20 protein-coding genes are annotated in these 26,524 nt (G+C 67.9%); 5 read left to right on the forward strand and 15 right to left on the reverse strand.

Annotated features, from left to right (window positions below; translation table 11 throughout):
• Positions 1–161: 161 nt before the first annotated feature.
• Together FHP25_RS29245 and FHP25_RS29250 are read left to right on the forward strand one after the other, a co-directional pair.
• Positions 162–2,255, forward strand: a complete 2,094-nt coding sequence (locus tag FHP25_RS29245) for a hydantoinase/oxoprolinase family protein (RefSeq protein ID WP_147850524.1) — start codon at positions 162–164, stop codon at positions 2,253–2,255.
• Between the two features lie 2 nt (positions 2,256–2,257).
• Positions 2,258–3,919 (forward strand): hydantoinase B/oxoprolinase family protein, encoded by a 1,662-nt coding sequence (locus tag FHP25_RS29250; RefSeq protein ID WP_147850525.1) that lies wholly within the window; start codon positions 2,258–2,260, stop codon positions 3,917–3,919.
• A 348-nt stretch (positions 3,920–4,267) separates the two neighbouring features.
• Here the strand turns inward: FHP25_RS29250 and FHP25_RS29255 are convergent, their stop codons facing one another.
• The 3 genes from FHP25_RS29255 to FHP25_RS29265 are packed head-to-tail and all read right to left on the reverse strand — an operon-like array spanning position 4,268 to position 8,228.
• Complete coding sequence (locus FHP25_RS29255; protein ID WP_147850526.1) at positions 4,268–5,185, reverse strand: NAD(P)/FAD-dependent oxidoreductase; 918 nt, start codon at positions 5,183–5,185, stop codon at positions 4,268–4,270.
• Positions 5,186–5,218: 33 nt separating this feature from the next.
• Positions 5,219–6,460 carry a hypothetical protein gene (locus FHP25_RS29260; protein WP_147850527.1) on the reverse strand — a complete coding sequence of 414 codons (1,242 nt, stop codon included), beginning with the start codon at positions 6,458–6,460 and terminating at the stop codon, positions 5,219–5,221.
• Between the two features lie 19 nt (positions 6,461–6,479).
• A complete protein-coding gene (locus FHP25_RS29265; protein ID WP_456243305.1) occupies positions 6,480–8,228 on the reverse strand; it encodes a UGSC family (seleno)protein in 1,749 nt (582 codons plus the stop codon).
• 505 nt (positions 8,229–8,733) lie between these two features.
• Between FHP25_RS29265 and FHP25_RS29275 the strand changes: the two genes are divergently transcribed.
• The 3 genes from FHP25_RS29275 to FHP25_RS29285 all read left to right on the forward strand — a co-directional run bounded on the left by FHP25_RS29275 (position 8,734) and on the right by FHP25_RS29285 (position 11,692).
• Complete coding sequence (locus tag FHP25_RS29275) at positions 8,734–9,744, forward strand: TRAP transporter substrate-binding protein (protein ID WP_178133873.1); 1,011 nt, start codon at positions 8,734–8,736, stop codon at positions 9,742–9,744.
• 68 nt (positions 9,745–9,812) lie between these two features.
• Complete coding sequence (locus tag FHP25_RS29280) at positions 9,813–10,337, forward strand: TRAP transporter small permease (protein ID WP_147850531.1); 525 nt, start codon at positions 9,813–9,815, stop codon at positions 10,335–10,337.
• 53 nt (positions 10,338–10,390) lie between these two features.
• Positions 10,391–11,692, forward strand: coding sequence for a TRAP transporter large permease (locus FHP25_RS29285; RefSeq protein ID WP_147850532.1), 1,302 nt, complete (start codon positions 10,391–10,393; stop codon positions 11,690–11,692).
• 21 nt (positions 11,693–11,713) lie between these two features.
• On the opposite strand, the gene FHP25_RS29290 is transcribed toward FHP25_RS29285, so the two are convergent.
• From FHP25_RS29290 to FHP25_RS29345, 12 genes are all read right to left on the reverse strand, one after another.
• Positions 11,714–12,970 (reverse strand): thiolase family protein, encoded by a 1,257-nt coding sequence (locus FHP25_RS29290; RefSeq protein WP_147850533.1) that lies wholly within the window; start codon positions 12,968–12,970, stop codon positions 11,714–11,716.
• Positions 12,971–12,989: 19 nt separating this feature from the next.
• The gene (locus FHP25_RS29295) at positions 12,990–14,543 is read right to left on the reverse strand and encodes a class I adenylate-forming enzyme family protein (RefSeq protein ID WP_147850534.1); all 1,554 of its coding nucleotides are present in this window, start codon (positions 14,541–14,543) and stop codon (positions 12,990–12,992) included.
• Positions 14,544–14,565: 22 nt separating this feature from the next.
• Complete coding sequence (locus FHP25_RS29300) at positions 14,566–15,534, reverse strand: Bug family tripartite tricarboxylate transporter substrate binding protein (protein ID WP_147850535.1); 969 nt, start codon at positions 15,532–15,534, stop codon at positions 14,566–14,568.
• A 227-nt stretch (positions 15,535–15,761) separates the two neighbouring features.
• Positions 15,762–16,247: a MarR family winged helix-turn-helix transcriptional regulator gene (locus FHP25_RS29305; RefSeq protein ID WP_147850536.1), complete on the reverse strand. Its 486-nt coding sequence runs from the start codon at positions 16,245–16,247 to the stop codon at positions 15,762–15,764.
• Positions 16,248–16,646: 399 nt separating this feature from the next.
• Positions 16,647–18,494 carry a single-stranded-DNA-specific exonuclease RecJ gene (gene recJ / locus FHP25_RS29310; RefSeq protein ID WP_147850537.1) on the reverse strand — a complete coding sequence of 616 codons (1,848 nt, stop codon included), beginning with the start codon at positions 18,492–18,494 and terminating at the stop codon, positions 16,647–16,649.
• Positions 18,495–18,768: 274 nt separating this feature from the next.
• Positions 18,769–20,595, reverse strand: coding sequence for a flavin-containing monooxygenase (locus FHP25_RS29315; protein WP_147850538.1), 1,827 nt, complete (start codon positions 20,593–20,595; stop codon positions 18,769–18,771).
• A gap of 42 nt (positions 20,596–20,637) precedes the next feature.
• Positions 20,638–21,783: a thiolase family protein gene (locus FHP25_RS29320; RefSeq protein WP_178133874.1), complete on the reverse strand. Its 1,146-nt coding sequence runs from the start codon at positions 21,781–21,783 to the stop codon at positions 20,638–20,640.
• Between the two features lie 26 nt (positions 21,784–21,809).
• Positions 21,810–22,226: a Zn-ribbon domain-containing OB-fold protein gene (locus tag FHP25_RS29325; protein ID WP_147850540.1), complete on the reverse strand. Its 417-nt coding sequence runs from the start codon at positions 22,224–22,226 to the stop codon at positions 21,810–21,812.
• 121 nt (positions 22,227–22,347) lie between these two features.
• Positions 22,348–23,337: a class II fructose-bisphosphatase gene (gene glpX, locus FHP25_RS29330; RefSeq protein ID WP_231712520.1), complete on the reverse strand. Its 990-nt coding sequence runs from the start codon at positions 23,335–23,337 to the stop codon at positions 22,348–22,350.
• 59 nt (positions 23,338–23,396) lie between these two features.
• The gene (locus FHP25_RS29335; RefSeq protein WP_147850541.1) at positions 23,397–24,695 is read right to left on the reverse strand and encodes a homoserine dehydrogenase; all 1,299 of its coding nucleotides are present in this window, start codon (positions 24,693–24,695) and stop codon (positions 23,397–23,399) included.
• Positions 24,696–24,713: 18 nt separating this feature from the next.
• A complete protein-coding gene (locus tag FHP25_RS29340) occupies positions 24,714–25,970 on the reverse strand; it encodes an LL-diaminopimelate aminotransferase (protein ID WP_147850542.1) in 1,257 nt (418 codons plus the stop codon).
• 123 nt (positions 25,971–26,093) lie between these two features.
• Positions 26,094–26,486, reverse strand: coding sequence for a hypothetical protein (locus FHP25_RS29345; RefSeq protein ID WP_147850543.1), 393 nt, complete (start codon positions 26,484–26,486; stop codon positions 26,094–26,096).
• Positions 26,487–26,524 lie beyond the last annotated feature (38 nt).

Raw genomic sequence — 26,524 nt, forward strand, 5'->3', positions numbered from 1 at the left:
CCACCGGTCCGCGCTGTGCGCAAGGGCGCAGGTCAGACGTGCCCAATCAGCATTGGCGCATGCGGTGCAGTCCGACAGGATCGATGGCGCGTCGGCCTGAAACCGGGGCAAGCAGCCGGGACGCGCCGCGCCACGCATAAGATGCACGTCGGAGGGAGTTTGTGAGCTATCGCCTGGGTGTCGATATCGGGGGAACCTTCACCGATCTTGCGCTGTTCGACGAGCGCAATTCCGCAATGACCATCCACAAATTGCTGACCACGCCGGACGATCCCGCCAGGGCCGTGCTGCAGGGCGTGCACGAGCTGCTGGAGATGGCCGGCGCGCCGATCGAGCACGTCACGGCGCTGATCCACGGCACCACGCTCATCACCAACGCCGTGATCGAGCGCAAGGGCAGCCGGTGCGCGATGCTGACGACGGCCGGCTTTCGCGACGTGCTGGATATCGGCATCGAGAACCGGTACGACCAGTTCGACATGCGGCTGAAGTACCCTCGGCCGCTGGTCGAGCGCACGCTGCAGCTCGAGGTCAACGAGCGTGTCGGCCCGGACGGCGAGATCCGCCGCCCGCTCGACGAGGACGAGGTGCGCAGCGTGGTCGCCCGTGCGGTCGAGCGCGGCGCCGAAAGCCTCGCGGTCTGCCTGCTGCACGCCTACGTCCAGCCAGCCCACGAGAACCGCATTCGCGCCATTGTCAAAGGCGCATTCCCCGACCTGCCGGTCTCGACCTCGGCCGAGGTGCTGCCGTTCATGCGCGAGTTCGAGCGCTGGACGACGACGACGATCAACGCCTACACTCAGCGGATGGCCGATACCTACCTGCGGCGCCTGGAAGACGGGCTCGCCGGCATGCGCTTCGCCGGCCAGTTCTACATCATGGCTTCCAATGGCGGCACGGTGACACCTGCGACGGCAAGGCGCTTTCCCGTCCGCCTGCTGGAGTCCGGCCCGGCCGCCGGCGTGCTGATGTCGAGCCACCTCGGCCGGCTGCTGGAAGCACCCAACCTGCTCTCCTTCGACATGGGCGGCACGACGGCCAAAGGCGCGCTGGTCATCGGCGGCGAGCCGCAGAAGAAATACGAGCTGGAAGTCGCGCATGTGCATGAGCACAAGGCCGGCAGCGGCTTCACCGTCAAGATCCCTGTTATCGACATGGTGGAGATCGGGGCCGGCGGCGGCAGCATCGCCGACATCGACGAGCGCGGCGTCATCCGGGTGGGGCCACGCAGCGCCGGCGCCGTGCCGGGCCCGGCATGCTACGGCCGCGGCGGGACCGAGCCGACGATCACCGACGCCAACGTGCTGCTCGGCTTCCTCGATCCGGCATTCTTCCTGGGCGGGCGCATGCGGCTCGACCTGGAGGCCGCGGGCATCGCGATGCGGCAGCGCCTGGCCGAACCGCTGGGTGTCTCGCTGATGCGCGCCGCCTGGGGCGTGCACCAGACGGTCAACGAGAACATGGCGCAGGCGTTCCGCCTGCACGCCTCCGAACGCGGCTACGACTACCGCAATTTCACCATGACCGCCTTCGGCGGGTGCGGCCCGATCCACGCCGCGCGCATCGCCCGCATCCTGCACATACCGCGTGTGATCTTCCCCGTCGGCGCCGGTGTCATGTCGGCCTTCGGGCTGCTGGTGAGCCCGCTGTCGTTCGAAACCGTCCGTTCGCATCCGCTGGCCGTGGATCGCCTGACCGACCATGACCTCGCCGCTGCGTTTGCCGCCCCGATCGCCGAGGCCACGTCCTTCCTCGACCGTGCCGGCGTCCCGGCGCGCGACATCAGGGTGAAACGCCGCCTCGACATGCGCTATCGCGGCCAGGGCTACGAGATCGAGGTGGTCCTGCCGGATCCGGACGGGCGCCTGACCGGCGTTGCCGACCTGCCGGACCTGTTCAGCCACGAGTACGCGCGCATCTTCTCTGCCGCCCAGCTGAACGAGCCGCTGGAGATCGTGAACCTCAAGGTCGAGGCGCTCGGTCCGCGACCGGCGATGGCCAAGGGCTGCCATCTCGCGGGCATCGAGGGCGGGGCTCGGCTGAAGGGCAGCAGGCGGGTCTACCGGCCGGAGGCCGACGACCTCGTCGACTGTCCGGTCTACGACCGCTATGCGTTGCAGCCCGGTGACGTGGTCGCCGGGTCGGCGCTGATCGAGGAGCGGGAATCCACCTGCGTCATCAATTCGGGCGACGCGGTACGCGTCGATGCCGATCTGAACCTGATCGCCGACATTGCCCTCTCCGGAAGGAACTGAGCATGCGCCAGCTCGATCCCGTCAGCCTTGGCATCATGTGGGATCGCCTCAATGCGGTCACCAACGAGATCACGACCGCGCTGGTGCGTACCTCCTTCTCGACCATCGTGCGCGAGAGCTACGACCTGTCCGTGGTGCTGTTCGACGCGAAGGGACGTCCGATCTCGCAAGGACGCCTCAGCGCGCCCGGGCACAGCGGCACCGCCGCCAACACCGTGCGCTACATCGCCGAGAGCTTCCCCATCGCGGAGATGCGCCCCGGCGATCTTTTCATCACCAACGATCCCTGGCACGGCACCGGACACATCTACGACATGAACTTCGTCCGTCCGGCGTTCCGGCGCGGCGAGCTCGTCGGCTTCACCTTCAGCGACACCCACATGGCGGATATGGGCGGCGTCGGCTTCTCCGCCAACACGGCCGACAAGTTCGCCGAAGGCCTGCACCTGCCGGCCTGCCGCCTGATGCGGGACGGGGTTCTCGACCGCACGATCATCTCCATCATCCGCAGCAACGTGCGCGTCGCCGACCAGGTCATCGGCGACATGATGGCGAACGTCACCTGCAACGAGCTCGGCGAGCGGCTGCTGGTCGAGTTCATGGACGAGTACGAGATCGACGACCTGAGCGTGCTGGCCGATGCCCTGCTCGGCCAGTCGGAGCGGGCCATGCGCGCAGCGATCCGGTGTATCCCCGACGGGGTCTACGCCAACCGCGTGCAGATCGAAGGGCTGGGCACGCCGCTGACGCTCGCCGTCACCTGCGATGTGCGGGACGACGAGATCCACGTCGATTTCGCCGGCACCGATGGCCTGGTGCAGGGCGGCGTCAACGTGCCCTTCTGCTACACGCGCGCCATGTCGATCTTCGCGCTCCGTCTGCTCACCGTGCCGACATTGCCCGCCAACGACGGCTCGACCCGGCCGCTGCATTTCTCGGCGCCGGAGAACTGCGTCCTCAACGCCTTGCCGCCGGCGCCGACGGCGGGGCGGCATGTGGTCGGCCACTTCGTGACGCCACTGGTGATCGGCGCCCTCGCCGACGCCCTGCCGCATCGGGTGCAGGCCCAGTCCGGCATGATGGACCTGGTGAGCATCCAGGGCCGCCGTGGGGATGGCCGCGAGATCTCGACCATGTTCTTCGGCGCCGGCGGCTATGGCGCCATGGACGGCATGGACGGCATGGCGACGATCCCGACGCCTGCCAGCATGCGCGTCACGCCGACCGAGGTCTGGGAAAACCTCTACGGAACCACCATCGAGAGCAAGCGGCTGATCCCGGATTCCGGCGGCGCCGGGCGCTATCGTGGCGGGCTCGGCCAGGAGATCGTCATGTGCAATGACCGCGCCGGCCCGCTGGCCCTCGCCTTCTTCGGCCGCCAGACCGCTTTCCCACCGGCGGGCATCCGCGGCGGCGCCGCGGGAAGCCCGCACGGCTACGCGATCGAGGGCCGGCCCGTGCCGCCGATCGGACGCTCCACGCTGCAGACCGGGGAACGGCTGGTCATCCGCCTGCCAGGGGGCGGCGGCTACGGCGATCCGCGCGCCCGCGATCCCGAACGCATCCTGCAGGACGTGCGCGACGGCTTCGTCAGCGTCGACGGCGCTCGCCGCGACTACGGTGTCGCGGTCGACGTGGAAAACGCGACGGTGCGGCCGCTCTGAGCGTAGGGCTATCGCACATGGTCGGAAGTGTCTGTTTTCGACTACCTTCCCCCGCTTGCGGGGGAAGGTGGCGCGAAGCGCCGGATGGGGGGCGCTTCAACGCATATGGTGCATCCCATCAGCATCTGCGCTGTTGCGACACCCCCATCCGCCCTTTCGGGCACCTTCCCCCGCAAGCGGGGGAAGGTAGAAGCCGTCGCTGAGATTCGGCAACCCGACGCCATATGCGATCGCCGTGACTCTGAGGCAGCGGGGCCGATCAGCGCCGCAGCCTCGACATCGAGGTCGTACAGCGTGAGCAGCGGCCCGACCGCGCCGTAGAAGACCGTCCTGCGCGCGTTCATATCGTCATGTCTCGCAGCGTTGCGCCGCCAGCTCGGCGGCAGTGGTCGCTTCGGCCACGGCCTGGGTCAGCCGGCCGCCGTAGCCCGCGCGCACCGCGCCGACCGCGAACACCCCCGGCAGGGTGGTTTCGAAACGCCCGTCGGTGACCACGAAGCCGGCGGCGTCACGCGTCACCTCCGGCCCCAGCAACGCTGCGTGGGGTGCCAGCCCGACGAACACGAAGAGCCCGCTGCAGGCAATCTGCTCCTCGCTGCCGGTTTCCCTGTCGCGCACGCGGACGCCCTCGACACAAGAGGAACCCAGCACTTCGGTGATCTCGCTCGCGAAGCGCAGCCCGAAGCGTTCGTCCGTGGCGATGCGCGACACGTAGCTCCGGCGGGCCCGGAACTGCTCGCCGCGCGTGACGATCGTGATCCTGCTGGCGAACTGGCCGAGATGCAGCGCTTCCGACAGCGCCGCGTCTCCGCCGCCCGCAACCACGACTTCGGCACCGCGATAGAGGCCGCCGTCGCACCATGCGCACTGCGACACACCCTGCCCCGCGAGCCGCGCCGCGCCGGGGACGTCCAATGTTTTCAGGGCGGCGCCGGTGGCCACGATCACCTGGTTCGCGCGCCAGGCGCCCTCCGGGCCACGCAGCGTGCGCGTCGCGCCGCCCTTGATCGCGTCGATGCGCGACGGGATCAGCGTGACGCCCAGCGTCTCGTTCTGCCCGACGAGGCCGCCGGCTAGCTCGGCGCCCGCGACGCTGCCGGTGGCGGGCCATCCGTCCAGCGCGCCCACGTTCATCACCAGCCCGCCCGGCAGGCCGTCCTCGACGAAATGCACCACCGAGCATCCGGCCAGCGCCGCATGATGGGCGGCCGTGAGACCAGCGATGCCGCCGCCGATCACCGCAATGTCGAACCTGCTTCCTGCCATATGATCTTCTCCGGCCTCCGGCGGTCGGCGACCTTATCGCGCGACGAGCGCTTCCGCATCCTCCGACGCATCCGCGAGAAGCTGCGTCCAGTCGGCCGGCAGGCGTATTTCGCGCGTGATCCGGGCCGGCGGGAATCCCCATGACGGGCAATAGGCATTCTGCGGAATCGGGATGTCGCCGCCCGCGACCACGAGCACGATGTCATCAGGCGTGCGGGTCGCCGGAATGTCGCCGCGGCTCGCTTCCGCCTCCACCCAGTCCGGCCAGCGCCGATTGGCCAGGATGCGCTCGGTGAGCCAGGATTTCTCCCAGTCCGCCCGCCGCCAACGCCCCTGTTCCCAGAGGAAGCGGCGCACCTCGTCCTTGCCCAGGCCGCGCCGGGCGCAGTCCGCTGCGACCGCAGGCGCGATCAGCACCGTCGGCCGGCCGCTCCATAGGATGCCGAAGCCCGACGCCGCCGAGCCCATGACGCTGGCAATCTCGCGCAGCCCGCCCGTCACGTTGATCACGCTCTCCGCCCGCGTCAGCGTGACGGCGCTCTGGTCCGCCGCCATTCCGGCCTCGACATGCAGCGGCGCCCAGGGGCTTTGCGCTTCGTTCTCGGCCAGGCACAGCGTGTAGCGTCCCGGCTGTCCCAGGCCGGCGAAGGATACCGCCCCCGGCCAGCCGCCGCCGATATTGTTCATCACCAGCCGGATGGCGCGGCCGATCGTGGCGTTCGCCTGCCAACCCGGCCCCAGCGCGCCGAACCCGCCATTGATCGCCAGCAAGCGCGCCACGGGTCCGTTCACGACCAGCAGCGGCGTCACGTTCTCATCGGTCGTCTGCACGCCGCGAAGGTTGAACGCGGGATCCAGCAGGCACTCGACCGCGGCCAGCACCACTGGAAGATACTCCGGCCGACACCCCGCCATCACGGCGTTGGCGGCGGCCCGCTCCGTAGTGGCCAGCCCTTTGAGCGGCTCGACCTCGCCCAGCACCTCGGCGGGCCCCCGCGACGTGAAACGCAGCGCCGCCTTCACGCGAGCGATGGTCGGCGCCACCACCGGCAGGCCGTCAGTCCAGCCCCGGCGGAGAAACAGCTCCTGGACGCGTTCCGCCGCGTTCGGTCCGCGCACCACTTCGACGCGCTGGCGCGGGAAGTCGGCGGCGAGCGGCACCCTGCCGCTCATGCCCTGCTCGGCCGCGCGCTGCTTCAGCGTGTCGTCGACCCACGCGCCGGAAGCCTGCTGGCCGGCCGGCACGACGAGCCACAGGCTGTCGCTGTCGGTCATGCGGCGGCCGGTCCGGCCATCAGGCCTGCGCGTCGCGCAGGCGCGCCCGCCAGCTCTGCGGCAGCTTGACGGTCTTCGTGGTCGGGAAGCCGAGCATTCCGTTGTGCACGAACAGATAGCAGTTGGACCGCAGCGGATCGCCCGACACCGCGATCATGATGTGCTCGGGCCTCGTCACCACCGGCACCAGGCGATTGGGATCGTTGCCCGCGAAGGCCCTGGGCAGCTTGCCCAGCCGCACCCAGTCGTTCAGCGTGCGCTTGCCGGGCACGAGGTTGGTCCAACCCCAGAGATACTTCTCGAACAGGTGCGCAGGCATGCGCGCGTTCTCGTACAGCCAGCTCTGCATGTCCTGCTTGGTCATCGTCCTGGCGATGGTTTCCGCGATCAGCGGGCTCAGCACCAGCAGTGGCCGATAGGTGCCGGTCGCCAGGCCGACGGTGAAAACCAGCTCCCACCCCGTGTGCATGACCAGCGCGTTGCCGAGATAGGGCAGCACCTTCTCCGCGCTGTCACCGAACACGGAGACGATCACGTTGCCGCCGGTGAAGCGCGAGATCGTCACTGCGCTGTCGCCGGCCGGCGCGCCCATGTCGACCGACACCGTCGGCCAGTTGAGCCTGGCGAGGCAGTCCTCGTTCTCGGCCAGCACCACGCGCCAGGTGTTGCCGAAGGTCCCCTTGTCGTTCTGATGCAGCAGGAAGCCGGCGACATTGCGCAGGTAAAGCCGCCAGAACCGGCCAACCGAGGTGTTGGGCTGGAAGCCGTCGCGCAGCGCGCCCTGCTCGTAGTTGAAGCCCAATTGCTTGATCAGCGGACCGTTGAGCACGATCAGCGTCTCGGCGCCCGGCGTATTGCCGGAATGCTCGACCCCGTACTCCGGATCGGCCATGGCCTCCGCCAGCGCCACCAGGATCGGCATGTACTCCGGGCGGCAGCCGGCCATGACGCCATTCGCGGCGACGTTCCATACCGTGGCCAGACGGTTGTCGGGCGGCAGCTTGCCGATCAGATGATCCGGCGCAAGGTCCGTGAAGGCCAGGAACGCCGCAATCTTCTCCTTGGTCGGCGGCACGATCGGCAGCCCGTCGCTCCAGCCATTCTCCAGGAACAGCCGGTTGACCTCCTCGAAGCTGCCGTCGAGCACGATCTCCTGCGGGTCGGGGTCCTTGACCGCGGTCACGGCCGCGATCTCGCCGGTCAGGTTCCGGATCACATGCTCGACCGTGGTGCCGAGCACATTGCGGCGCAGGTCGGCATCGGTCTGAACGTCGACATGCCCTGGAACGGTGGCCAGGGCGAGGTTGGGATAACCCAGGCCGACGGACGTCGTCTTGGCCTGCCCGAGGAAGCCCTCGCAGCACAGCGACGACGTCGGCACGCCGGCTTCTTCTGCAATCGCGCTGACCCGCAACACGGCGGGCGTGCAGCTCCCTCAACACCCCATGCCGGAAACGACGGCATCAATCTTCAGCGACTTGATCTTGCCCGGCAGCTCCGCCAGCACCCGATGCTCCTCGTCGCCATGCGTCGAGCCGAACGCATCATGGTCGATGAACGTCATGTTCGAGTAGCGGCGCGACAGCTCCTCCTTGAGCATCGGCCAGATTTCGTCGCCGCGGAACAGATTGTCCCACAGGAACGCGATCGTCTTGCCCTCGAGCGTATCGAGCCGCCTGGCCAGCGGCTTGATGTCGACCGTCTTGGCGCCGCGCGGCCAGACCACCGGATAGCTGCCGTTGTCCCGCTGTGCCATGCGCTTCTCCATCCCGTCGTGTTGCTTGCTTGTGGATCTGTACTAACCGCGCCTGCGCCCGAGAGACAGTGTTCCGATGGCGTGGCAGCTCTGCCGTGAAAGCTTACCTCGAGCAGCGGGCCTTCTGGCGATTCCCGAGACACACACGTCATCCCGAGCGCAGCGAGGGATCTCCTGCGAATGGCGCACCATGCGTCTTTCGCAGGAGATCCCTCGCTACGCTCGGGATGACGGCGGCTATGCGGTTGTAGACGCCGCCTACTTCTTGCGTATTCCAGTATAGCGCCCGTTGCGGAACGCACGCCGCCGACTTGTTGACATCGCCTGTCAGGCAATGGAACGTTACGTCCAAGCCGTCGACCGAGCGGCTATCGGGGAAACATCAAGCGGCGTTTCCGGCAGCAGCCATCGCATATCCGCGAATCGCCATGACCTTGCGGCGCAGCCGCCGGCTCGGAGCCGGCCCGTTGCGTCTTGTCACGCAGCCCGCCCACGCGGGCGATTTGGGAGGGATCGCATGCTGACCATCCACAGACGTTCCGTCGTGCTGGGCGTGCTTGGTGCCGCTGCCGCGAGCAGCCGCGCCACCGCACAGTCTCCGGTCAAATGGGACATGTACTCCATGGTCGGCGTCACGCATCCCATCACGCTGCGCTACAAGGCCTTCGCTGACGAGGTGAAGACGGCCACCGGCGGCAAGCTCGACATCATCGTGCGTCCTGCCGGCGAGCTGCCGTTCCGCGCCACCGAGGTCGTCAAGGTCACCGGCGACAACCAGGTGCAGCTCTCCGAGGGCTACCAGGGTTTCATTTCAGGCGCCGTGCCGCTGGCCTCGATCGCCAGCCTGCCGTTTCTGGTGCGCAACGGCGAGGAGCTCGAGAAAGTCTGGCCGATCATCGACAAGTACACAGCCGTCGAGTTCAAGAAGTCGGGCGTGCAGACATTGTTCCACCACACCTGGCCGGTGCAGAACATCTTCGGCCGCGGCAAGCCGATCAAGACTGTCGATGATTTCAAGGGGCGCAAGATACGCTCCACCGACGGCAAGCAGGCCGAGATGCTGAAGCAGCTCGGCGCCTCCTCCGTCAGCCTGACCACGGCCGAGGTGCCGGTCGCCATGGAGCGCGGCGTCGCCGAGGGGTTCATCACCGCAGGCTTCAATATCATCGGCGCGAAATGGTACGAATTCGTGCAATGGGGCTGGCTCGGGGATGTTCATATCGGCGGGCCTGACTACACGCTGGTCAACGTCGCCGCATACGACAAGCTCGACGCCGATACGCGAGCGAAGCTTGATGCCGTGGCCAAGGACTATGCGCCGCGCTTCCGCGCTGCCAACCTCGGCGACGAGGCAAAGGACCTCGATACGTTGAAGACCAAATACAAGGTCGATCTGTTCGTGCCGCCGAAGGAGCAGGTCGACGCCCTGATCGAGAAGATGAAGCCGTATTGGGAGCAATGGGCGTCCGGCCACGGCGCCAACGGCGTCGCCATGCTCAAGGAGATCCGGGCCGCCCTCGGCAAGTGAAGCGAATCCAGGTTGTCGATATTCGTCGGGATGGCCGCGTCGAACGCCGGTACCTGAAGGAGTGAGCCGTGCAATCACCGCCGCCGACCGCCAGCGCCAATCCACCCGACCGCGGCGCGGTCGATCGTGTCGTGGGGCGCATAGCGCATGCCGGCGCTCTGCTTGCCGCTGCCGCCATCGTCGCCATCCTCGTGATGGTGTGCGCCGAGACGGCGCTGCGCCAGTTCCGGGTCTCACTGCTGGTGACCGACGAGATCGCCGGCTACCTCAACGCCGCAGCGGTCTTTCTCGGGCTGGCCTGGACCTTGCGCGAGGGCGGCTTCATCCGCGTCGAGATTCTGTACGATCGCGCCCGGGGCATTGTCGGATCAGCGCTGCGCTGGCTGATCGGGCTTACGTCGATCGCGTTCGCGGCGATCATGCTTTGGGTCTGCGCGCGGCATGTCCTCTACGCGCTGCAGCACGACACGCGCGCCGTATCGATCATCGAGACGCCCGAATGGATACCCCAGTCGGTCATGGTGATCGGCCTGGCGATCCTGTTGCTGCAGCTGCTCGCCTGGCTCGTTGCCCGCTTCCGCAACATTCCCTGACCGGCCGTGCGATCACGCCCGCGTTGTTCATCGCTCCCTGGTGACCGGATCCCATGAATCTCGAGTTGCTGACACTGATCCTGATCGCGAGCCTTGCCGTCATGCTGACGGCCGGCCAATGGACCGCCTTCGCGCTCGGCATCTGTGGCGTGCTGGTGCTCTACCTCAGCAAGGGCTTGCTCGGCCTCACCGCGCTTTCCTCGGTGGTCTGGAACAACGCCAACAGCTACATCCTGATCGCCGTGCCGATGTTCCTGCTGATGGGAGAGGTCATCCTGCGCAGCGGCGTCAGCGGCTATTTCTACCGCGGCGTCGTCGTCCTGCTCGGCAGCCTGCCCGGCGGCCTGCTGCACGCCAACATCACGAGCTGCGCGGTGTTCTCCGCGGTCTCGGGATCCAGCGTCGCCACCGCCGCCACGGTGGGAACCGTGGCCATTCCCGAGATGCTCAAGCGCGGCTACGAACCGCGGACGGTGTTCGGCTCGCTGGCCGCCGGCGGCACGCTCGGCATCCTGATCCCGCCGAGCATCATCATGGTGCTGTATGGCGCCCTGGTGGAGGAATCGATCGCCAGGCTGTTCATGGCCGGCGTCCTGCCCGGCCTGCTCATGGCTGCCGTCTTCATGACCTTCATCGCGCTGCTGCTGCTGTACAAGCCGCACTATGCGCCGCCGCGCGGCGCGAAAGGGGCAAGACCGCCGGCCGGCGACGTCGTCCACGTCTTTCCCGTCCTGGGCCTGCTGGTCGTGGTCCTCGGCAGCATCTATTCCGGCATCGCAACGCCGACCGAAGCCTCGGCGCTCGGCGCCTTCGGCGCCATCCTGCTCGCGGTGGGCTATCGTGCCTTCTCCCGCCGTGTCTTCGCCGAAGCGCTGATGTCCACGGTGAAGACCACCTGCATGGTGACGCTGATCATCATCGGTGCCCAGATCCTGTCCACCGCCCTCACCTATTCCGGCGTGAGCCGGACCGTCAGCGAGTGGATCATGGGCCTCGGCCTGGGCAAGTGGGAGTTCTTCGTCGCCCTGGTCATGCTCTACATCGTGCTCGGATGCTTCGTCGACGGCATCTCGATGATCTACATGACCCTGCCGGTCTTGCTGCCGGTGGTGAAGGCCTTCGGCTTCGACCTCGTGTGGTTCGGCGTCGTCCTCACCGTGCTGATCGAGCTCGGCCAGATCACGCCGCCCGTGGGCCTCAACCTGTTCACCATCCATGCCATCTCCGGCGGCCACAAATTCGCCGAGGTCGCGATCGGCTCGACCCCGTACGTGGCCCTGATGCTCCTGGTCATCGCGATGCTCGCGTTCTGGCCCGAGATCGCGCTCTGGCTGCCCAACACCATGCGCGGCTGAGCGGCGGCGTTGCGGCTCCCATCACGACCGCCCGTAGACCACGACCGCAGCCAGAGCTTCTTCGAGGCCGATCACGCCGCCGCCGTTCTCCTGCACCGCGATGCTGGCACCCTCGACCTGGCGTGGCCCGGCCTCGCCGCGCAGCTGGGTGACCAGTTCAGCGCACATGGACAGCCCGGTAGCGCCTATGGGGTGGCCCTTGGACACCAAGCCCCCGGACGTGTTGACCGGCACCTTGCCACCCAGGGCCGTAGCCCCGCTCGCGACGAACGGCCCCCCTTCACCCTCGCCACATAGGCGCAGCATCTCGCACTGATAGAGCTCGCAGTACGAGGTGGCGTCATGCACTTCCGCCACATCGATATCCGCAGGGCCGATCCCCGCCATCCGGTAGGCGCGGTCGGCGGCAGCGCGGCTCAGGCCGGGCTCGTCCAGAGCCCGATACTTGCCGCCCGCGAGTCCGATGCCGCGAATGGCGATGGCACGCGCGCGCACCTCGGGTGGCTGGCGGCGCAGCCAGTCGCCCGAGCACACCAGTGCTGCGGCTGCCCCATCGCCGATAGGCGCGCACATGGAGCGGGTCAGCGGCTCGCTCACCAGCCGGTCCGCCAGCACCGCTTCGGGCGTGGTCGTGAAGCGGTACTGGGCATTGGGATTGAGCGCGCCGGCGTTGTGGTTCTTGGCGCAGGCATAGGCGATCTGCTCCACGGTGGTACCGTAGTGCTGCATGTGCAGCAGAGCCTGCATGGCATAGGTGTCCATGGGCGCGGAGCGGTCCGGCCCGGTGCTGAAGCTGCGGCCGAGGCCGCGCGCGACCGCGCCGTAGTGGCCGATCCAGTCCTGTGGGTCGATCTGGTCCATGCCCTGCGCGAACGCGGCGAGCACGCGCGCCGGATCCACGGGGTCGTAGAGCTTCTCCACGCCGATGGCCAGCGTGAGCTGGGCGTCGCCGGCCTTGATCTCCTTATAGGCGCCGGCCAGCGCCAGGCTGCCGGTTGCGCAACCACCCTCGACGTTGATGATGGGCGCCCGGTCCGGGAACAGACCTTCCCGCACCAGCGGGATGAAGCACACGTTACCGCGGATGGCGGACTGGCCCCAGACATGCATGAGGCAGCTGCCGAACCAGGCCGCCTCGATCTCGTCGCCGCGGGCCAGGCCCGCGTCGGCCAGGGCGCCCAGGTAGGCCTGTCGTGTCAGCTCCTTCAGCGACTTGTTCGGCCACCGGCCGAACGGCATGCAGTGGCTGCCGACGACGTAGACATCCGTGTCGTTCATTTGAGATCCCTCCGTGACATCAGACCAGACGCTCGCGGCCTTCCCAGAACCGCTTGCGGATCTCGGTCTTCTGCACCTTGTTGTTGTTGCTGCGCGGCAGCTGTTCCCAGAACTCAACCGATTTGGGCACCTGCACGCCGCCGAGCCGGACGCGTACCAGTTCCTGGATTTCCGCGGCGTCCGCCTGCGCATGGGGCTTGAGTTCGACCACGGCCTTGATGGCTTCGCCCCACTTGGTATCGGGTACGCCGATCACCGCGCAGTCCTGCACCGCGGCATGGCCCAGGATGACCTGCTCGACCTCGACGCTGAAAACGTTGAAGCCGCCCGTGACGATCATGTCCTTCTTGCGGTCGACGATGTAGACGAAGCCTTGCTCGTCCTTGAAGCCCACGTCCCCCGTGTGGTGCCAGCCGAAGCGCCTTGCCTCCTCATTCGCGCGCGGATTGAGCAGGTAGCCCTGGAACACCATGCCGCTGCGCGCGACGATCTCGCCCTTGCGGCCGGGCGGCAGGAGGTTGCCCTCGTCGTCCATGATCTCCACGCGCGTGCCCAGGGTCGCGCGTCCACAGCTCGCGAAGCGGGCCGGAGCGCCCGGCGCCGTCGCCTCCAGCAGGTCGGCCGTGGACAGGAAGGTCAGCAGCATCGGAGCCTCGGCCTGGCCGAAGGATTGGCAGATGCAGGGACCGAACACCTCCATCGCCTCCCTGAACTTGTCCGGCGCGATCGGTGCAGCCGCGACGATCAGGTATTGGAGGGAGCTGTAGTCGTATTGGCGGACGTCCGGATGCGCGAGAATCATGTAGATCAGCGTCGGCGGCAGATACATGTGCGTGACGCGGTGCCGCTGGATCGCCTCCATGATCGCGACTGGCTCCGCTTTGCGCAGCACCACCGAGGTGGCGCCGCCGGGGATCATCCACATGGCAACGGCGCCGGCGCCGTGCGTCATCGGCGCGGCCACCAGATGCACCGGCGCTCCCCTGGCGGGGCAGCTCGTCCACAGCGCCGCAGTCACCGCGTCCCAGGTCCGGTGCGTCCATACGGCCGCCTTGGACAGCCCGGTGGTCCCGCCCGTGGGCACGATGGCGATCACGCGGTCCGGATCGTCGGGAACTTCGGGCACCGGGCCAGGCTCCAGCGCCATCAGGATATCAAGCGAATGAGTGGCGGCCGGGTCCTGACTGTCGATGCAGACGATGGTCTTCACGCTCGGCGTGCGTGCCGCGATCTCGCGCATGTCGGCGGCCAGCGAACTGTGGAAGAACAGCACCGAGCAGCCGGCCTGGCGGAGAAAGGCCGCGTTGACCTCGACCGGATTGCGCACGTTCACCGGAACCCAGGGACAACCAAGCCGCATCGCCGCGACGATGCAGACGAAAGCGAGCGCATCGTTGGGCGAGTACACCGCCACTCGGGCTCCGTCCGGCGTGCCGGCAGCGAACAGTCCGCCCGCGATGCGTGCCGACATCTCGTCAGCCTGAGCGAAGGTATACGACTTGTCGGGATCGACGAAGGCCAGGCGCTGCGGATCGCGCTGAAGGCCATGGTGGAAGTAATCGATGATGCGCATGGAGATCGCCCTCGGTAGCGGCTCAGTCCAGGGACAGGTTCAGCGAACGGGCGATCGGGCCCCAGCTGTTGCGGTCCTGGGCCGCCCGCTCGCCGAATGCGGTGGGTGTGGAAGGCGCCGCGAAAAAACCCTGCGTCTCCAGCACCTTGCGGACGGCCGCATCCTCCAGCGCCTGGTTGACCAGCTTGTTCATGCGCTCGACGGCGAGTGGCGGCGTGCCTGCGGGGGCGAAGACGCCGTACCACAGCACGGGCGCGAAGTTCAGGCCCTGCTCGACGAATGTCGGCACGTCGGGCAGCATGGGAGCACGGCGGGTACCCATGACCCCAAGGACCTTCATCTGACCTTTGTCGAGGTATTGCGCCACTTGGCCGTAGATAAGCAGCGAAACATCAATCTCCTTGTTCAGCAACGCGGAGATAAGCTGCGGCACGCCCTGATAGGGTACGTGCGTCACGCTGCCGTCCAGTGATTCGTTCAACCGTGTCAGCATCAGGTGCGATGAGCTCGCCACACCGAAGCTGCCCCAGTTCACCTTGTCCTTGTTGGCCCTGGAATAGGCAGCCAGTTCCTTCATGTCCTTCACAGGAACAGTGCTGTTGGCGGCGAGAACCACGGCAAAGTCGGCGACGCTTGCGACCGGTACGAGATCCTTCTCGGCGTCGTAGGTGATCTTCTTGAAGACGTGCGGATGAATCGTGACCACGTCCGACAGCACGAGGCAGTAGGTATAGCCATCCGGAGCGGCGTTCTTGCATGCCGTGGTGCCAATCATGCCGCTGGCCCCTGCCCGGTTCTCCACGATCAGACGCTGGCCCGACTGCCGTGTGATGGAGTCGCCCAGCGTGCGCGCCAGCAGGTCGGCGCCGCCGCCCGCAGGATAGACCACGATCATGCGCGTCACCTTGGACGGAGAGGCGTCCTGGGCGGACGCTGCGGCGCAGCAGGCCAGCGCGACAAAGGCGAGCACAGTGCAGAACAGTCGCTTCATGGCCGTCTCCGGATCTTGTCTTCGGGCTCCTCACAGCCCGGGACAAAGCTTAGGCACATTTCGGATATAATACAATCTTATTGTATTAATAATATTCCTAGATAGCCGCGATGAGATGGGGTTTCGGGCTTTACTTATTGCAATTCCCTTGCAGTTGTTCGCGGCACGGCAAAAGCCCACCGACAGAACCGTCGGCGGTCTCGCAGAAGAAAAATGGAAAGGAGAGGCTATTCGCCGATCAGCCGGCGCGCCCAAACCGCATCGGCGGGGTCGATCAGCGACTGCTGCACACGAAGGAAGATCTGAAAGTCGGCATCACCGACTTCAGCGTAGGTGCGCTCCAGTCTCACCCATTGGCGGCTCAGCAGCCGTTCCACCAGCTTACGGCCTTTGGCGGAGGTGGACAGCGTCCTTTGCCGGCGGTCCGTCTCGCCAGGCTTGACGAGCAGATAGCCACCGTCCACCAGCTTCTTCATCGGTAGGCGAATGTTCTGGTGCGTGACGTGGAGGACCTCCAACACCTCGTTCACTGTGATGCCTGGCGCCTGCAAGGCCACCATCAGAATCCGATGGTGCGGCCGTCCCATGCCCAGGGCCGCCAGCGTGTCGTCCGCATCCGCCGCCAGCGACATGTTGACAAAGAAGTGCAGCAGCAACCCCTTCATCAATTTCGAGCGCCTGTCATTGGTGTTGAGATCAGCGGAGGAAGACATGTCGTTGCTCGCGGCTTGGCCTAGAGTTCCCGTCAAAACCTCAGGATCCTAGCGACTTCCTCCTTGGCGGTCCCGCGCCACGTGACGGATATGCAAAGGAGCTTCGATCGACGAAACTGGCAGGAGCTTGCGTCGCATTGCTCACGCCTCTCTGCTCAGGGCCCGCCCCCATAACTGGGCTGATGCGATTCCCATGCGCAAGGCTTGGACAGCGACCAAGATCGCGCGTCCTCAGTATCGTGGTCAAACCGAAGCCTCAGATGATTGTGGGTCGGTGAGATGGACCTGGTCGATCAGCGAGAAACGATGTTCGTTCGCCTCGCCAAGCACAGGGTACGAGGCGCGCGGGTAGTCGCCATGGCGCGTCTCAGCCATCCTCATCAGCCTGATCTCTAGCGGTCAGCTTTTGAGCGTCACAGACCGATCCGCGATACGTCCGTCGCCACGTATCAGCGCCGCGTCCTCGATGCGCAGGCTCACGGTCTCGGTGCCGTTCCAGCGGTCGATGCGCAATGTTCCGGCGACATGCAGGGTGGGCGAGGTGGTATCGGCCAGCGCCGTCCCCAGCGGCTCGCCGGCGGCGCGGAACGCGATCGCCGACACCCGCGCCCCGTCGCTGCCGACCAGGGTGCAGCGGATATGGGCGTCGCCGACCGGGCGCGACCATGTCGCGCGCACCTGCGGCAGCACGAAGCGCGGCTCGGGATTGCCGGCGCCGAACGGGCCGACCTGGGCGATGCTCTGCACCAGCGCGACGCAGGCCGCCTGCGGGCTGAGCGCGCCGTCGACGGTCAGGCTGCGCGGCGGCGGCGATGCGCCGGTCGCTCCGGCCACGTGATCGGTGAAGAAACGGGTCCAGTCGGCCAGGCGGCCGCGCTCGATCGTCAGCCCGGCCGCCGCGGCATGGCCGCCGCCGTTGACCAGCAGCCCGGCCTGGCGCGCGGCGATCACGATGCTGCCCAGGTCGACACCGCGCACCGACCGGCCGGAGCCCTTGCCGAGCGCGCCGTCCATGCCGATCACGAAGGTCGGCCGATGGAAGCGCTCGACCAGGCGGCTGGCGACGATGCCGATCACGCCGGGATGCCAGCCCTCGCCCACCGCCACCACGGCCGGCGGCACCGCGCCGGCGCCGTCGATCTGCGCCACGGCGGCGTCGAGCACCGCCGCCTCGATGGCGCGGCGCTCGGCGTTGTAGGCGTCCAGCCGCATGGCCAGGCCCTTGGCCTCCTGCGGATCGTCGGTCGACAACAGCCGTGTGCCCAGGCCGGCGGCGCCGACGCGGCCGCCGGCGTTGACGCGCGGCCCCAGCAGGAAGCCGAGATGGAAGGCGCCGGCGGGCTCGCTGATGCGCGCCACGTCAGCCAGCGCCGCAAGGCCGGGATTGCCGTAGTTGTTGAGGATCTTCAGGCCCTGGCGCACCAGCATGCGGTTGACGCCGGTGAGCGGCACGACATCGCACACCGTGCCCAAGGCCACCAGATCGAGCCAATCGCGCAGGTCGGGCTCGGGCCGCTGCGCGCCATACCAGCCGGCGGCGCGCAGCGCGCGGTTGACGCCCACCACCAGCAGGAACGCCACGCCCACCGCCGCCATCTGCTTGTGCGGGCTGGGCTCGTCCTGGCGGTTGGGGTTCACCACCGCCACGGCGCGCGGCAGGCGCGGCTCGGCCTTGTGATGGTCGACCACGACCATCTCCAGCCCGGCTTCGGCAGCCGCCTCCAGCGCCTCGAACGCGGTGATGCCGCAGTCGACGGTGACGGCGATGGCGACGCCTTCCGCGCGCAGGCGCAGCAGCGCCGGCGCGTTGGGCCCGTAGCCTTCCTTCAGGCGATCGGGGATGTAGGCCCGGATGTCGCCGCCCACGGCACGAAAGAAGCGCAGCAGCAGCGCCGAGGACGTGGCGCCGTCGACGTCGTAGTCGCCGAACACGGCGATCTTCTCGCCGGCGCGCACCGCGCGCACGAGGCGGTCGACGGCGGCGTCGAGGTCCTTGAGGTGCGACGGATCGGGCAGGAAGCGCCGCAGCGTCGGCTCCAGGAAGTCGCCGACGGCGTCCGCCGCGACGCCGCGCGCCGCCAGCAGCCGGGCCACCGCATCGGGCAGGCCGTGACGCTGGGCGATGGCCATGGAGCAGGCCTCGTCCCCCTCACGCAGCATCCAGCGCCGGCCCGACAGCGATCGTTCGACTCCCAGGAACGCGGACTCGATGGCGACGGCGGGTACGGGGGCGAGGGCCAGCGTCATGCGGCCGTCACGGAAGCACCGCGACGATCCGCCGGCAAGGGCCGCGTCCTGTGTTAATCACGGATAACTTGCGCCCAGGCGGCCGCCCCGGCAGGCGAAAGGACGCAGGGCGTGCAGGTCATCGAGTACCGGCTATCGGTGGGCGGTGAGGCGCGATTGTCATCCCGAGCGCAGCGAGGGATCTCCCGCGAATGGCGCACCCTGCGTCGCTTGCAGGAGATCCCTCGCTGCGCTCGGGATGACGGGTGTGTCAGCAGCGATTCCAGGTATTGGCTCAGTGGGCCAGCTCGAGCCCCGGCATCGAGCCATCCTTGCGCCAGCGGTCGAGCAGCCTGATGAACGCGATCGGCCCGCGCCAGTACTGGTTGTTCCTGGCGATCCGCATATCGAATTCGCCACCCTCGTTGTTGTAGTAGCCGGGGGTGCACTCGCGCAGGAAGGGCTGGCGTCCGACCGCGAGCTTCACGATCGTGTCGCCCCATTCCTTTTCCGCTTCAGCGGTGGGCTCCAGGGTCTTGATCCCGCGCGCGCGGGCCTCGGCGATGATGAAGGCGATATGCCGCGCCTTCTCGTCGAGCATGTGCTGGAAGTTGGCGCTCTGGCCCGACTGCCTTGTGGCGACGATGAAGCAGTTGGGAAAGCCGCGCGTCAGCAGGCTGTGCAGCGTCTCGGCGCCATCCTTCCATTTGTCGGCCAGCGACTGCCCGCCGCGGCCGTAGATGTCGAAGCCGACATTGTCGATATAGTCGACGCCGACCTCGAAGCCGGTGGCGTAGATCAGGCAATCGAGCGGATACTCCCGGCCTGCCACGACGACGCCCGTCTCGGTGATCCGCTCGACGCCCCTGCCCCTGGTGTCGACGAGATGGACATTGGGCCGGTTGAAGGTCGGCAGGTACTCGTCGTGGAAGCACGGCCGCTTGCAGAACTGGTTGTACCAGGGCTTCAGCGCCTCGGCGGTCTGCCGGTCCTCGACCACGGCATCGATGCGCGCCCGCACCTGCTCCATCTTGCGGTAGTCGGCGAGCTGGATCAGGGCTTCGGGATCCTCGACCGGCTGGCCTGCCTGCGCCCGCCGGCGAGCCGCCAGCAGGATGTTGCCGATCAGGTCGGTCCAGCCGTCGTTCACCAGGTCGACGTCGAACTCGCCGCCGGAAATCACGGTGGTGAAGTTGTCGATCCGCTCCTTGTGCCAGCCCGGCTTGAGGCTGCGCGCCCATTGCGGGTCGGTGGGATGGTCGTTGCGCACGTCCACGGACGAGGGCGTGCGCTGGAAGACGAACAGCTCCTTGGCGTCCCGCCCCAGGTGCGGAACGCACTGCACCGCCGTGGCGCCGGTGCCGATGATGCCGACCCGCTTGTCCTTCAGCCCGGCAAGCCCGCCCGAGCTGTCGCCGCCGGTATAGGCATAGTCCCAGCGGCTGGTGTGGAAGCTGTGGCCCTGGAAGCGCTCGACACCCGCAACGCCGGGCAGCTTCGGGCGCCCCAGCGTGGTGCCGCCGGCCAGGATCACGAAGCGAGCGGCCAGCCGGTCGCCCCTGTCGGTCACCACCGTCCAGCGATCGAGCGCGTCATCCCAGCGGACCTCGTTGACGACGGTCTGGAACACGGCCCTGCGGTACAGGTCGAAATGCCGGCCGATGCGCTGCGCATGCGCTAGCAGCTCGGGTGCCTTGGCGTATTTCGTCGTCGGGACGTAGCCGGTCTCCTCGAGGAGCGGCATGTAGATGTAGCTTTCGGTGTCGCACGCCGCGCCGGGATACCGGTTCCAGTACCAGGTGCCACCGAAGTCGCCAGCCTTCTCGACGATGCGGAAGTCGTCGATGCCGGCCTGGACCAGGCGCGCCGCGGCGATCAGGCCGCCGAAGCCGCCGCCGACAATGACGACCTCGCTTGCCGCCACGATCGCCGGCCGGGTGAAGCCGGGGTCGGCATGCGGGTCGTCGAGATAATGCTCGAACGCACCCACCGTCCTGACGTACTGGGTGTTGCCGTCCGTCCGGATACGGCGGTCGCGTTCGATGCGGTACCTCTCGCGCAAGGCCGCGGGGTCGAACCCCGGGGCTCCCGCGCCATCGGCGCCAGACGTGCCGTCGGTCACACAACGCCTCCTTGGCGGAACACGCGCGTCAGCGGTCCCCTGCTAGACCTTCTCGAGCACATGGATGGCGCAGGCCGAGCCCATGCCCGGGCCGCCGCCCACGACATGCGTCAGGCCCAGGCGGGCGCCTTCGACCTGGCGCTCGCCGGCGGCGCCGCGCAGATGCGTCGACACCTCGTAGATGTTGGCGATGCCGGTGGCGCCCAGCGGATGCCCCTTCGACAGCAGGCCGCCCGAGACGTTCACCGGGACGCGGCCGCCGAGCTGGGTGTCGCCCGAATCGATGAGCTTTCCGGCGTCGCCGTCGGCGCACAGGCCCAGGTTCTCGTAGTGGACGATCTCGGCGGTCGCGAAGCAATCATGCAGCTCGACCAGGTTGATGTCCTGCGGCCCGATGCCGGCCTGCTCGTAGGCGTTCTTCGCCGCCAGCCGGGTCGCGGCGCTGAAGTCCGGCATCGCCAGCTGGCGCTCGGCGAACGGGTTGCTGCTCAGCTCCGAGGCGCGCACGCGCACCGCCCGGTCCATCAGGCCGAGCTGCTTCACCTTCTTCTCCGAGGCCAGCACCGCAGCCGCCGAGCCGTCGACATTCACTGAGCACATCAGCTTGGTGTTGGGATAGGCGATCATCTCCGCCGCCATCACCTCCTGCAGCGGCGTCTCCTTGCGGTACATGGACTTGGGATTCATCGTCGAGTGCCAGTGGTTCTTCACCGACACGCGCGCGAACTGGGCGAAGGTCGTGCCGTACATACGGGTGTGCTCCATCCCGATATGCGAGAACATCGCCGGCATGGTGCCCGAGCCGATCACGCCTTCCGTGGACACGCCCTCGCCGCCCCCGAGCAGCCCCTTGCCCATCTGCTCGACGCCGACCGCGAGCACCAGGTCGTAGACGCCTGCCTTGATCGACATCCAGCCATCGCGGAAGGCGGTCGCGCCGGTGGCGCAGGCATTCGCGACGTTGGTCACGGGAATGCCCGTCTGGCCGATCTCCGCCAGCATGCGCTGGCCGATCATGCCGCGGGCCTGGCCGAGATTGCCACAGAACAGCGCCTGCATGTCCTTGATGGTCAGGCCGGCGTCATCCAGGGCCAGCAGCGCCGCTTCCGCCGCCAGGTTCGGGACGGTCCGGTCCGGGAAGCGGCCGAACCTGATCATGTCGACACCGACAATGTAGACGTCGCTCATGGCACGCACCCTTTCCGAGGCAGAGGTCAGGCGGGAACGAAATAGTAGGTGAGGTAAGGCTTGCCGCCGGAATTCACCGGCTGCGCCTCACGGTAGGCCACCTTGACGCGCATGTTGAACTTGATGTGGTCCGGGTCGGGCTCGACGCCTTCCAGCGTTCCCTTCAAATGCGAGCCGTCGTCCAGGTCGACGATCGCGTCGACGAACGGCACGGCCACGCCCGGGAAGCTGCGCTTGACCACGGTGTAGACATAGAGCTTGCCGGTCTCGGCCAGGCGCACCGCCTTCATCTTGTCGCGGGCGGCGCATTTGGCGCAGACGCTGCGCTCACCCACGAAGACATGGCCGCAGGCCTCGCAGCGCGAGCCCCCCAGGTACGGCTTGGCGCCGTCGCGATGCAGAAAAGGAACGATCGGCGGAACGCCGCCTGACACATCGCCCATCGCAAAGCCTTCCTGCCCGGCCGTTCGGCCCGGCTTATCCGCAAATGATAATGGCGCGCTCGAGGCGCGCCATTATTCTAGGTCTGATTAGAAAATCGGCGCAAGAGAGCCGTTTCGCATCTCAAGCCCAGGATGGCAGGCCGCTCTTGACGTTGAAGTTGTGCCGCGCCTCGACGTAGCGCACGGTGCCGGTCTTGGACCGCATGACCAGCGAGTGGGTCTCGGCGCCGCCGGCGAAGCGGCGCACGCCCTTGAGCATCGAGCCGTTGGTGACGCCGGTGGCGGCAAACATCACGTCGCCCTTGGCCATGTCGAGCATGCCGTATTTGCGGTTGAGGTCCTTGATCCCCCAGCGTGCCGCGCGCGTCTTCTCATCCTCGTTGCGGAACAGCAGCCGGCCCTGCATCTGGCCGCCGATGCAGCGCAGCGCCGCTGCCGCCAGCACGCCCTCCGGCGCGCCGCCCGAGCCCATGTAGATGTCGACTCCCGACTCCGCCTGTGACGTGGCGATGACGCCCGACACGTCGCCGTCTCCGATCAGCATGATGCGGGCGCCGGCCTCGCGCACCTTGGCGATCAGGTCGGCGTGGCGCGGACGGTCGAGGATGCAGACCACGAGATCCGACAGCTCGGCCTTCTTGGCCTTGGCGAGGTTCTTCAAGTTGTCCGCCACCGTCGCGTCGAGGTCGACGACGCCATCGGGCAGGCCGCCGCCGACCGCGATCTTGTCCATGTAGACGTCGGGCGCGTTCAGGAAGTTGCCGTGCTCCGCCATGGCGATCACGGCCAGCGCGTTGGGGCCGCCCTTGGCGGTGATGGTGGTGCCCTCCAGCGGATCGAGCGCGATGTCGATCTTGGGGCCGTTGCCGTTCCCGACCTTCTCGCCGATATACAGCATCGGCGCCTCGTCGCGCTCGCCTTCGCCGATCACGACGGTGCCTTCGATGTTGAGCGCGTTCAGCGCCTGGCGCATCGAATCGACCGCGGCCTGGTCGGCGGCCTTCTCGTTGCCGCGACCCATCAGCTTGGATGCGGCCAGCGCCGCCGCCTCGGTCACGCGCACGGCCTCGAGCGCCAGGTTGCGGTCCATCGTGGATTGGGTGGTGGCCATCGTCGTTTCCTCCATGGGTCGCGCCCGCGGGCGGCCGGGCGCCGCCACGCCAGAAGCGCTCAGAGATCCTCGATACGGATCAGGATGGGCTTTTCACGCAGCATTGCCAAGCCGGCGATGCGCTGCAGGGCACGGCGCATCGCCGCTTCTTCGGTCACGTGCGTGGTCAGCACGACCGGCACGGTGTCGTCGGGACCGCGCGCACGGCCATGCTGCAGCATCGACTCCAGCGACACCTGCTCGTCGCGCAGCGCCGCCGTGACGTCGGCGATGACGCCGGGCCGGTCCAGCACCATCAGGCGCAGGTAGTAGGCGCCGCGATGCCGCTCGATCGGCGAGCCGGGGCTGGACGCCAGGCGCGCCGCCGGCACCACGAAGGCCGGCAGCCCATGCCCGCGCGCCACGGCCACGAGGTCGGCGACCACGGCGCTGGCCGTGGGGCCGGCGCCGGCGCCGCGGCCCTCGAACATGGTCTGGCCGACGAAGTCGCCTTCCACGGCAACGGCGTTGAACACGCCGTCGACCGACGCGATCGGCGCCGTCTTCGGCACCAGGCAGGGATGCACGCGCTGCTCGATGCCGTGCTCGGTCTCGCGCGCCAGGCCCAGGAGCTTGATGCGGCAGTCGAGCTCCTCGGCGAAGCGGATGTCGAGCGCGCCGACCTTGCGGATGCCCTCGACATAGACGCCGGCGAAATCGACCGGCCGGCCGTAGGCCACTGCCGTCAGCAAGGCAAGCTTGTGGGCTGCGTCGATGCCGTCGACGTCGAAGCTGGGATCGGCCTCGGCGTAGCCCAGCTTCTGGGCATCGGCCAGCACGTCGGCGAAATCACGACCGCTCTCGCGCATGGTCGTGAGGATGTAATTGCAGGTGCCGTTGAGGATGCCGTAGAGGCGCTTCACCCGGTTCCCGACCAGGCCCTCGCGCAGCGCCTTGATGATCGGGATGCCGCCGGCGACCGCGGCCTCGAACCCGAGGATGACGCCCTTGGCCTCGGCCTGGGCGGCGATGGTGCTGCCGTGCAGGGCCAGCAGCGCCTTGTTGGCCGTCACGACATGCTTGCCGCCGGCGATCGCGGTCTCGATGACCTGGCGCGCGACGCCGTCGCTGCCGCCGATCACCTCGACGACGACGTCGATGTCGGGCGCGGTGGCCAGGGCCAGCGGGTCGCTCTCCAGGCGGATGCCCGCGAGGTCGACGCCGCGGTCCTTCTTGCGATCGCGGGCGCTGGCGGCCACGACCTGCAACGGGCGGCCGCAGCGCAGCGCCAGCAGCTCGGCATGCTCGCGCAGCAGCTTGACGGTGCCGGCGCCGACCGTGCCGAGGCCGGCGATGCCGATGCGAATCGGTTGGGACATGATGACTGGATCCGCGGCTCAGGCGCGCGCCTTCAGGCGGGTGATGTTGTCGCCCAGGCCGCTCTGATAGAGGTCGATCGCCTTGTCGGGGTCGGCCAGCACGGCACGGATGTTGCGGATCGCCTGGCGGATGCGGTGCTTGTTCTCGACCATGGCGATACGCACGTGATGATCGCCGTACTCGCCGAAGCCGATGCCGGGCGAGACCGCGACATTGGCCTGGGTCAGCAGCAGCTTGGAGAAGGCCAGCGAGCCCAGCTCGGCGAAAGCCGCGGGCAACGGCGCCCAGGCGAACATGCTGGCCGGCGGCGACGGGATGTCCCAGCCCGCGCCCTTCATGCCCTCGATCAGCACGTCACGCCGCGACCTGTAGGTCGCGCGTGCTTCTGCGACGCAATCCTGCGGCCCGTCGATGGCGGCCACGGCCGCGACCTGCACCGGCGTGAAGGCGCCGTAGTCGAGGTACGACTTGATCCGCGTCAGGGCCTGGATCAGGCGCCGGTTGCCGGCGGCGAAGCCGATGCGCCAGCCCGCCATCGAGTAGGTCTTGCTCATCGAGGTGAACTCGACGGCGATGTCACGCGCGCCGGGAATCTGCAGGATCGACGGCGGCGGCACGTCGTCGAAGTAGATCTCGGCATAGGCAAGGTCGGACAGGATCCAGATCCCCGCCTTGCGGCAGTAGTCGACCACCGGCCGGTAGAACTCGAGGTCGACCACCTGCGCCGTGGGGTTGGACGGATAGTTCAGCACCAGGGCCAGCGGCTTGGGCACGCTGTGGCGCACGGCGCGGTCGAGCGCCGGCATGAACTCGTCGATGGTGGTCTGGCCGGGGACCGGGATGTGGCGGATCGACCCGCCGGCGATGATGAAGCCGTAGGGATGGATGGGATAGCTGGGGTTCGGCACCAGGATGATGTCGCCCGGCGAGGTGATGGCCTGCGCCAGGTTGGCGAGCCCCTCCTTCGAGCCGATGGTGACGATGATCTCGCTTTCCGGATCGAGCTCGACCCCGAAGCGGCGGGCGTAGTAGCGCGCCTGGGCCTTGCGCAGGCCGGGGATTCCGCGCGAGTTGGAGTAGCCGTGGGTGTTGGGGTTGCCGGCCACCTCGGCCAGCTTGGCCACGATGTGCGGCGGCGTCGGCAGGTCAGGGTTGCCCATGCCGAGGTCGATCACGTCCTGCCCGGCCGCGCGCGCCTTGGCCTTCATCGCGTTCACTTCGGCGAACACATAGGGCGGCAGACGCTTGATGCGGTGGAATTCGGTGTCGTCCATGGCCAATAGCCTTCTTGATGGCCGCGCCAGGGCGGCGGTCGAGGGTCTCCTGGCGGAGCCGGCCCGCGGACGGGCCGGCTTGCGCGCGGTTGTGCCGATTCGCGCCGCGGAAGTCGAGCGCGATCAGCGCGGGTTCGGCGGCGGCTCGCCGCCCGCCGGCGTCCGTGGCGGCGGTGCGTCCGGCGCCCCGCCGGCCGGCTCCTGCGCCTGCGGCGGCCGGCGCCGCGCCTGGGAACCGATCACCGAGCCGCGTGTTTCGTCTATCGGTTGGGCGTCGTCGCCATAGCGGGCCCGCGCCCGATCGGAGGACAGCTGGCCGGCCAGCGCCGCGCGGTCGGCGGCCGTGGTCGTCTGCGGCCGCTCCGGGACCGTCCCCAGGTTGGGATAGCTCTGGCCGTCGCCGGCCGGCGCCGGCTCGACGCGTTGCGGCGGGGGCGGCGGGCTATCGTTGCAGGCGGCCAGGCCGGCCACCGACAGGGCAAGCGGCAGCGCGATGACGAAGCGGCTGCGGATCATGCGCAAGCTCCTGGAATGCATTCCCGTTGCATAGATGC

Source organism: Vineibacter terrae (assembly GCF_008039615.1).
Classification (GTDB): domain Bacteria; phylum Pseudomonadota; class Alphaproteobacteria; order Reyranellales; family Reyranellaceae; genus Vineibacter; species Vineibacter terrae.

Bases quoted from the DNA above. Each gene is read 5' to 3' on its own strand.
- FHP25_RS29320 (WP_178133874.1), bottom strand. From the start codon at position 21,783: ATGAGCGACGTCTACATTGTCGGTGTCGACATGATCAGGTTCGGCCGC.
- FHP25_RS29250 (WP_147850525.1), top strand. From the start codon at position 2,258: ATGCGCCAGCTCGATCCCGTCAGCCTTGGCATCATGTGGGATCGCCTC.
- FHP25_RS29275 (WP_178133873.1), top strand. From the start codon at position 8,734: ATGCTGACCATCCACAGACGTTCCGTCGTGCTGGGCGTGCTTGGTGCC.
- FHP25_RS29335 (WP_147850541.1), bottom strand. From the start codon at position 24,695: ATGTCCCAACCGATTCGCATCGGCATCGCCGGCCTCGGCACGGTCGGC.
- FHP25_RS29325 (WP_147850540.1), bottom strand. From the start codon at position 22,226: ATGGGCGATGTGTCAGGCGGCGTTCCGCCGATCGTTCCTTTTCTGCAT.
- FHP25_RS29290 (WP_147850533.1), bottom strand. From the start codon at position 12,970: ATGAACGACACGGATGTCTACGTCGTCGGCAGCCACTGCATGCCGTTC.
- FHP25_RS29260 (WP_147850527.1), bottom strand. From the start codon at position 6,460: ATGACCGACAGCGACAGCCTGTGGCTCGTCGTGCCGGCCGGCCAGCAG.
- recJ (WP_147850537.1), bottom strand. From the start codon at position 18,494: ATGACGCTGGCCCTCGCCCCCGTACCCGCCGTCGCCATCGAGTCCGCG.
- FHP25_RS29300 (WP_147850535.1), bottom strand. From the start codon at position 15,534: ATGAAGCGACTGTTCTGCACTGTGCTCGCCTTTGTCGCGCTGGCCTGC.
- FHP25_RS29305 (WP_147850536.1), bottom strand. From the start codon at position 16,247: ATGTCTTCCTCCGCTGATCTCAACACCAATGACAGGCGCTCGAAATTG.
- FHP25_RS29255 (WP_147850526.1), bottom strand. From the start codon at position 5,185: ATGGCAGGAAGCAGGTTCGACATTGCGGTGATCGGCGGCGGCATCGCT.
- FHP25_RS29345 (WP_147850543.1), bottom strand. From the start codon at position 26,486: ATGATCCGCAGCCGCTTCGTCATCGCGCTGCCGCTTGCCCTGTCGGTG.
- FHP25_RS29340 (WP_147850542.1), bottom strand. From the start codon at position 25,970: ATGGACGACACCGAATTCCACCGCATCAAGCGTCTGCCGCCCTATGTG.
- glpX (WP_231712520.1), bottom strand. From the start codon at position 23,337: ATGGCCACCACCCAATCCACGATGGACCGCAACCTGGCGCTCGAGGCC.
- FHP25_RS29295 (WP_147850534.1), bottom strand. From the start codon at position 14,543: ATGCGCATCATCGATTACTTCCACCATGGCCTTCAGCGCGATCCGCAG.
- FHP25_RS29285 (WP_147850532.1), top strand. From the start codon at position 10,391: ATGAATCTCGAGTTGCTGACACTGATCCTGATCGCGAGCCTTGCCGTC.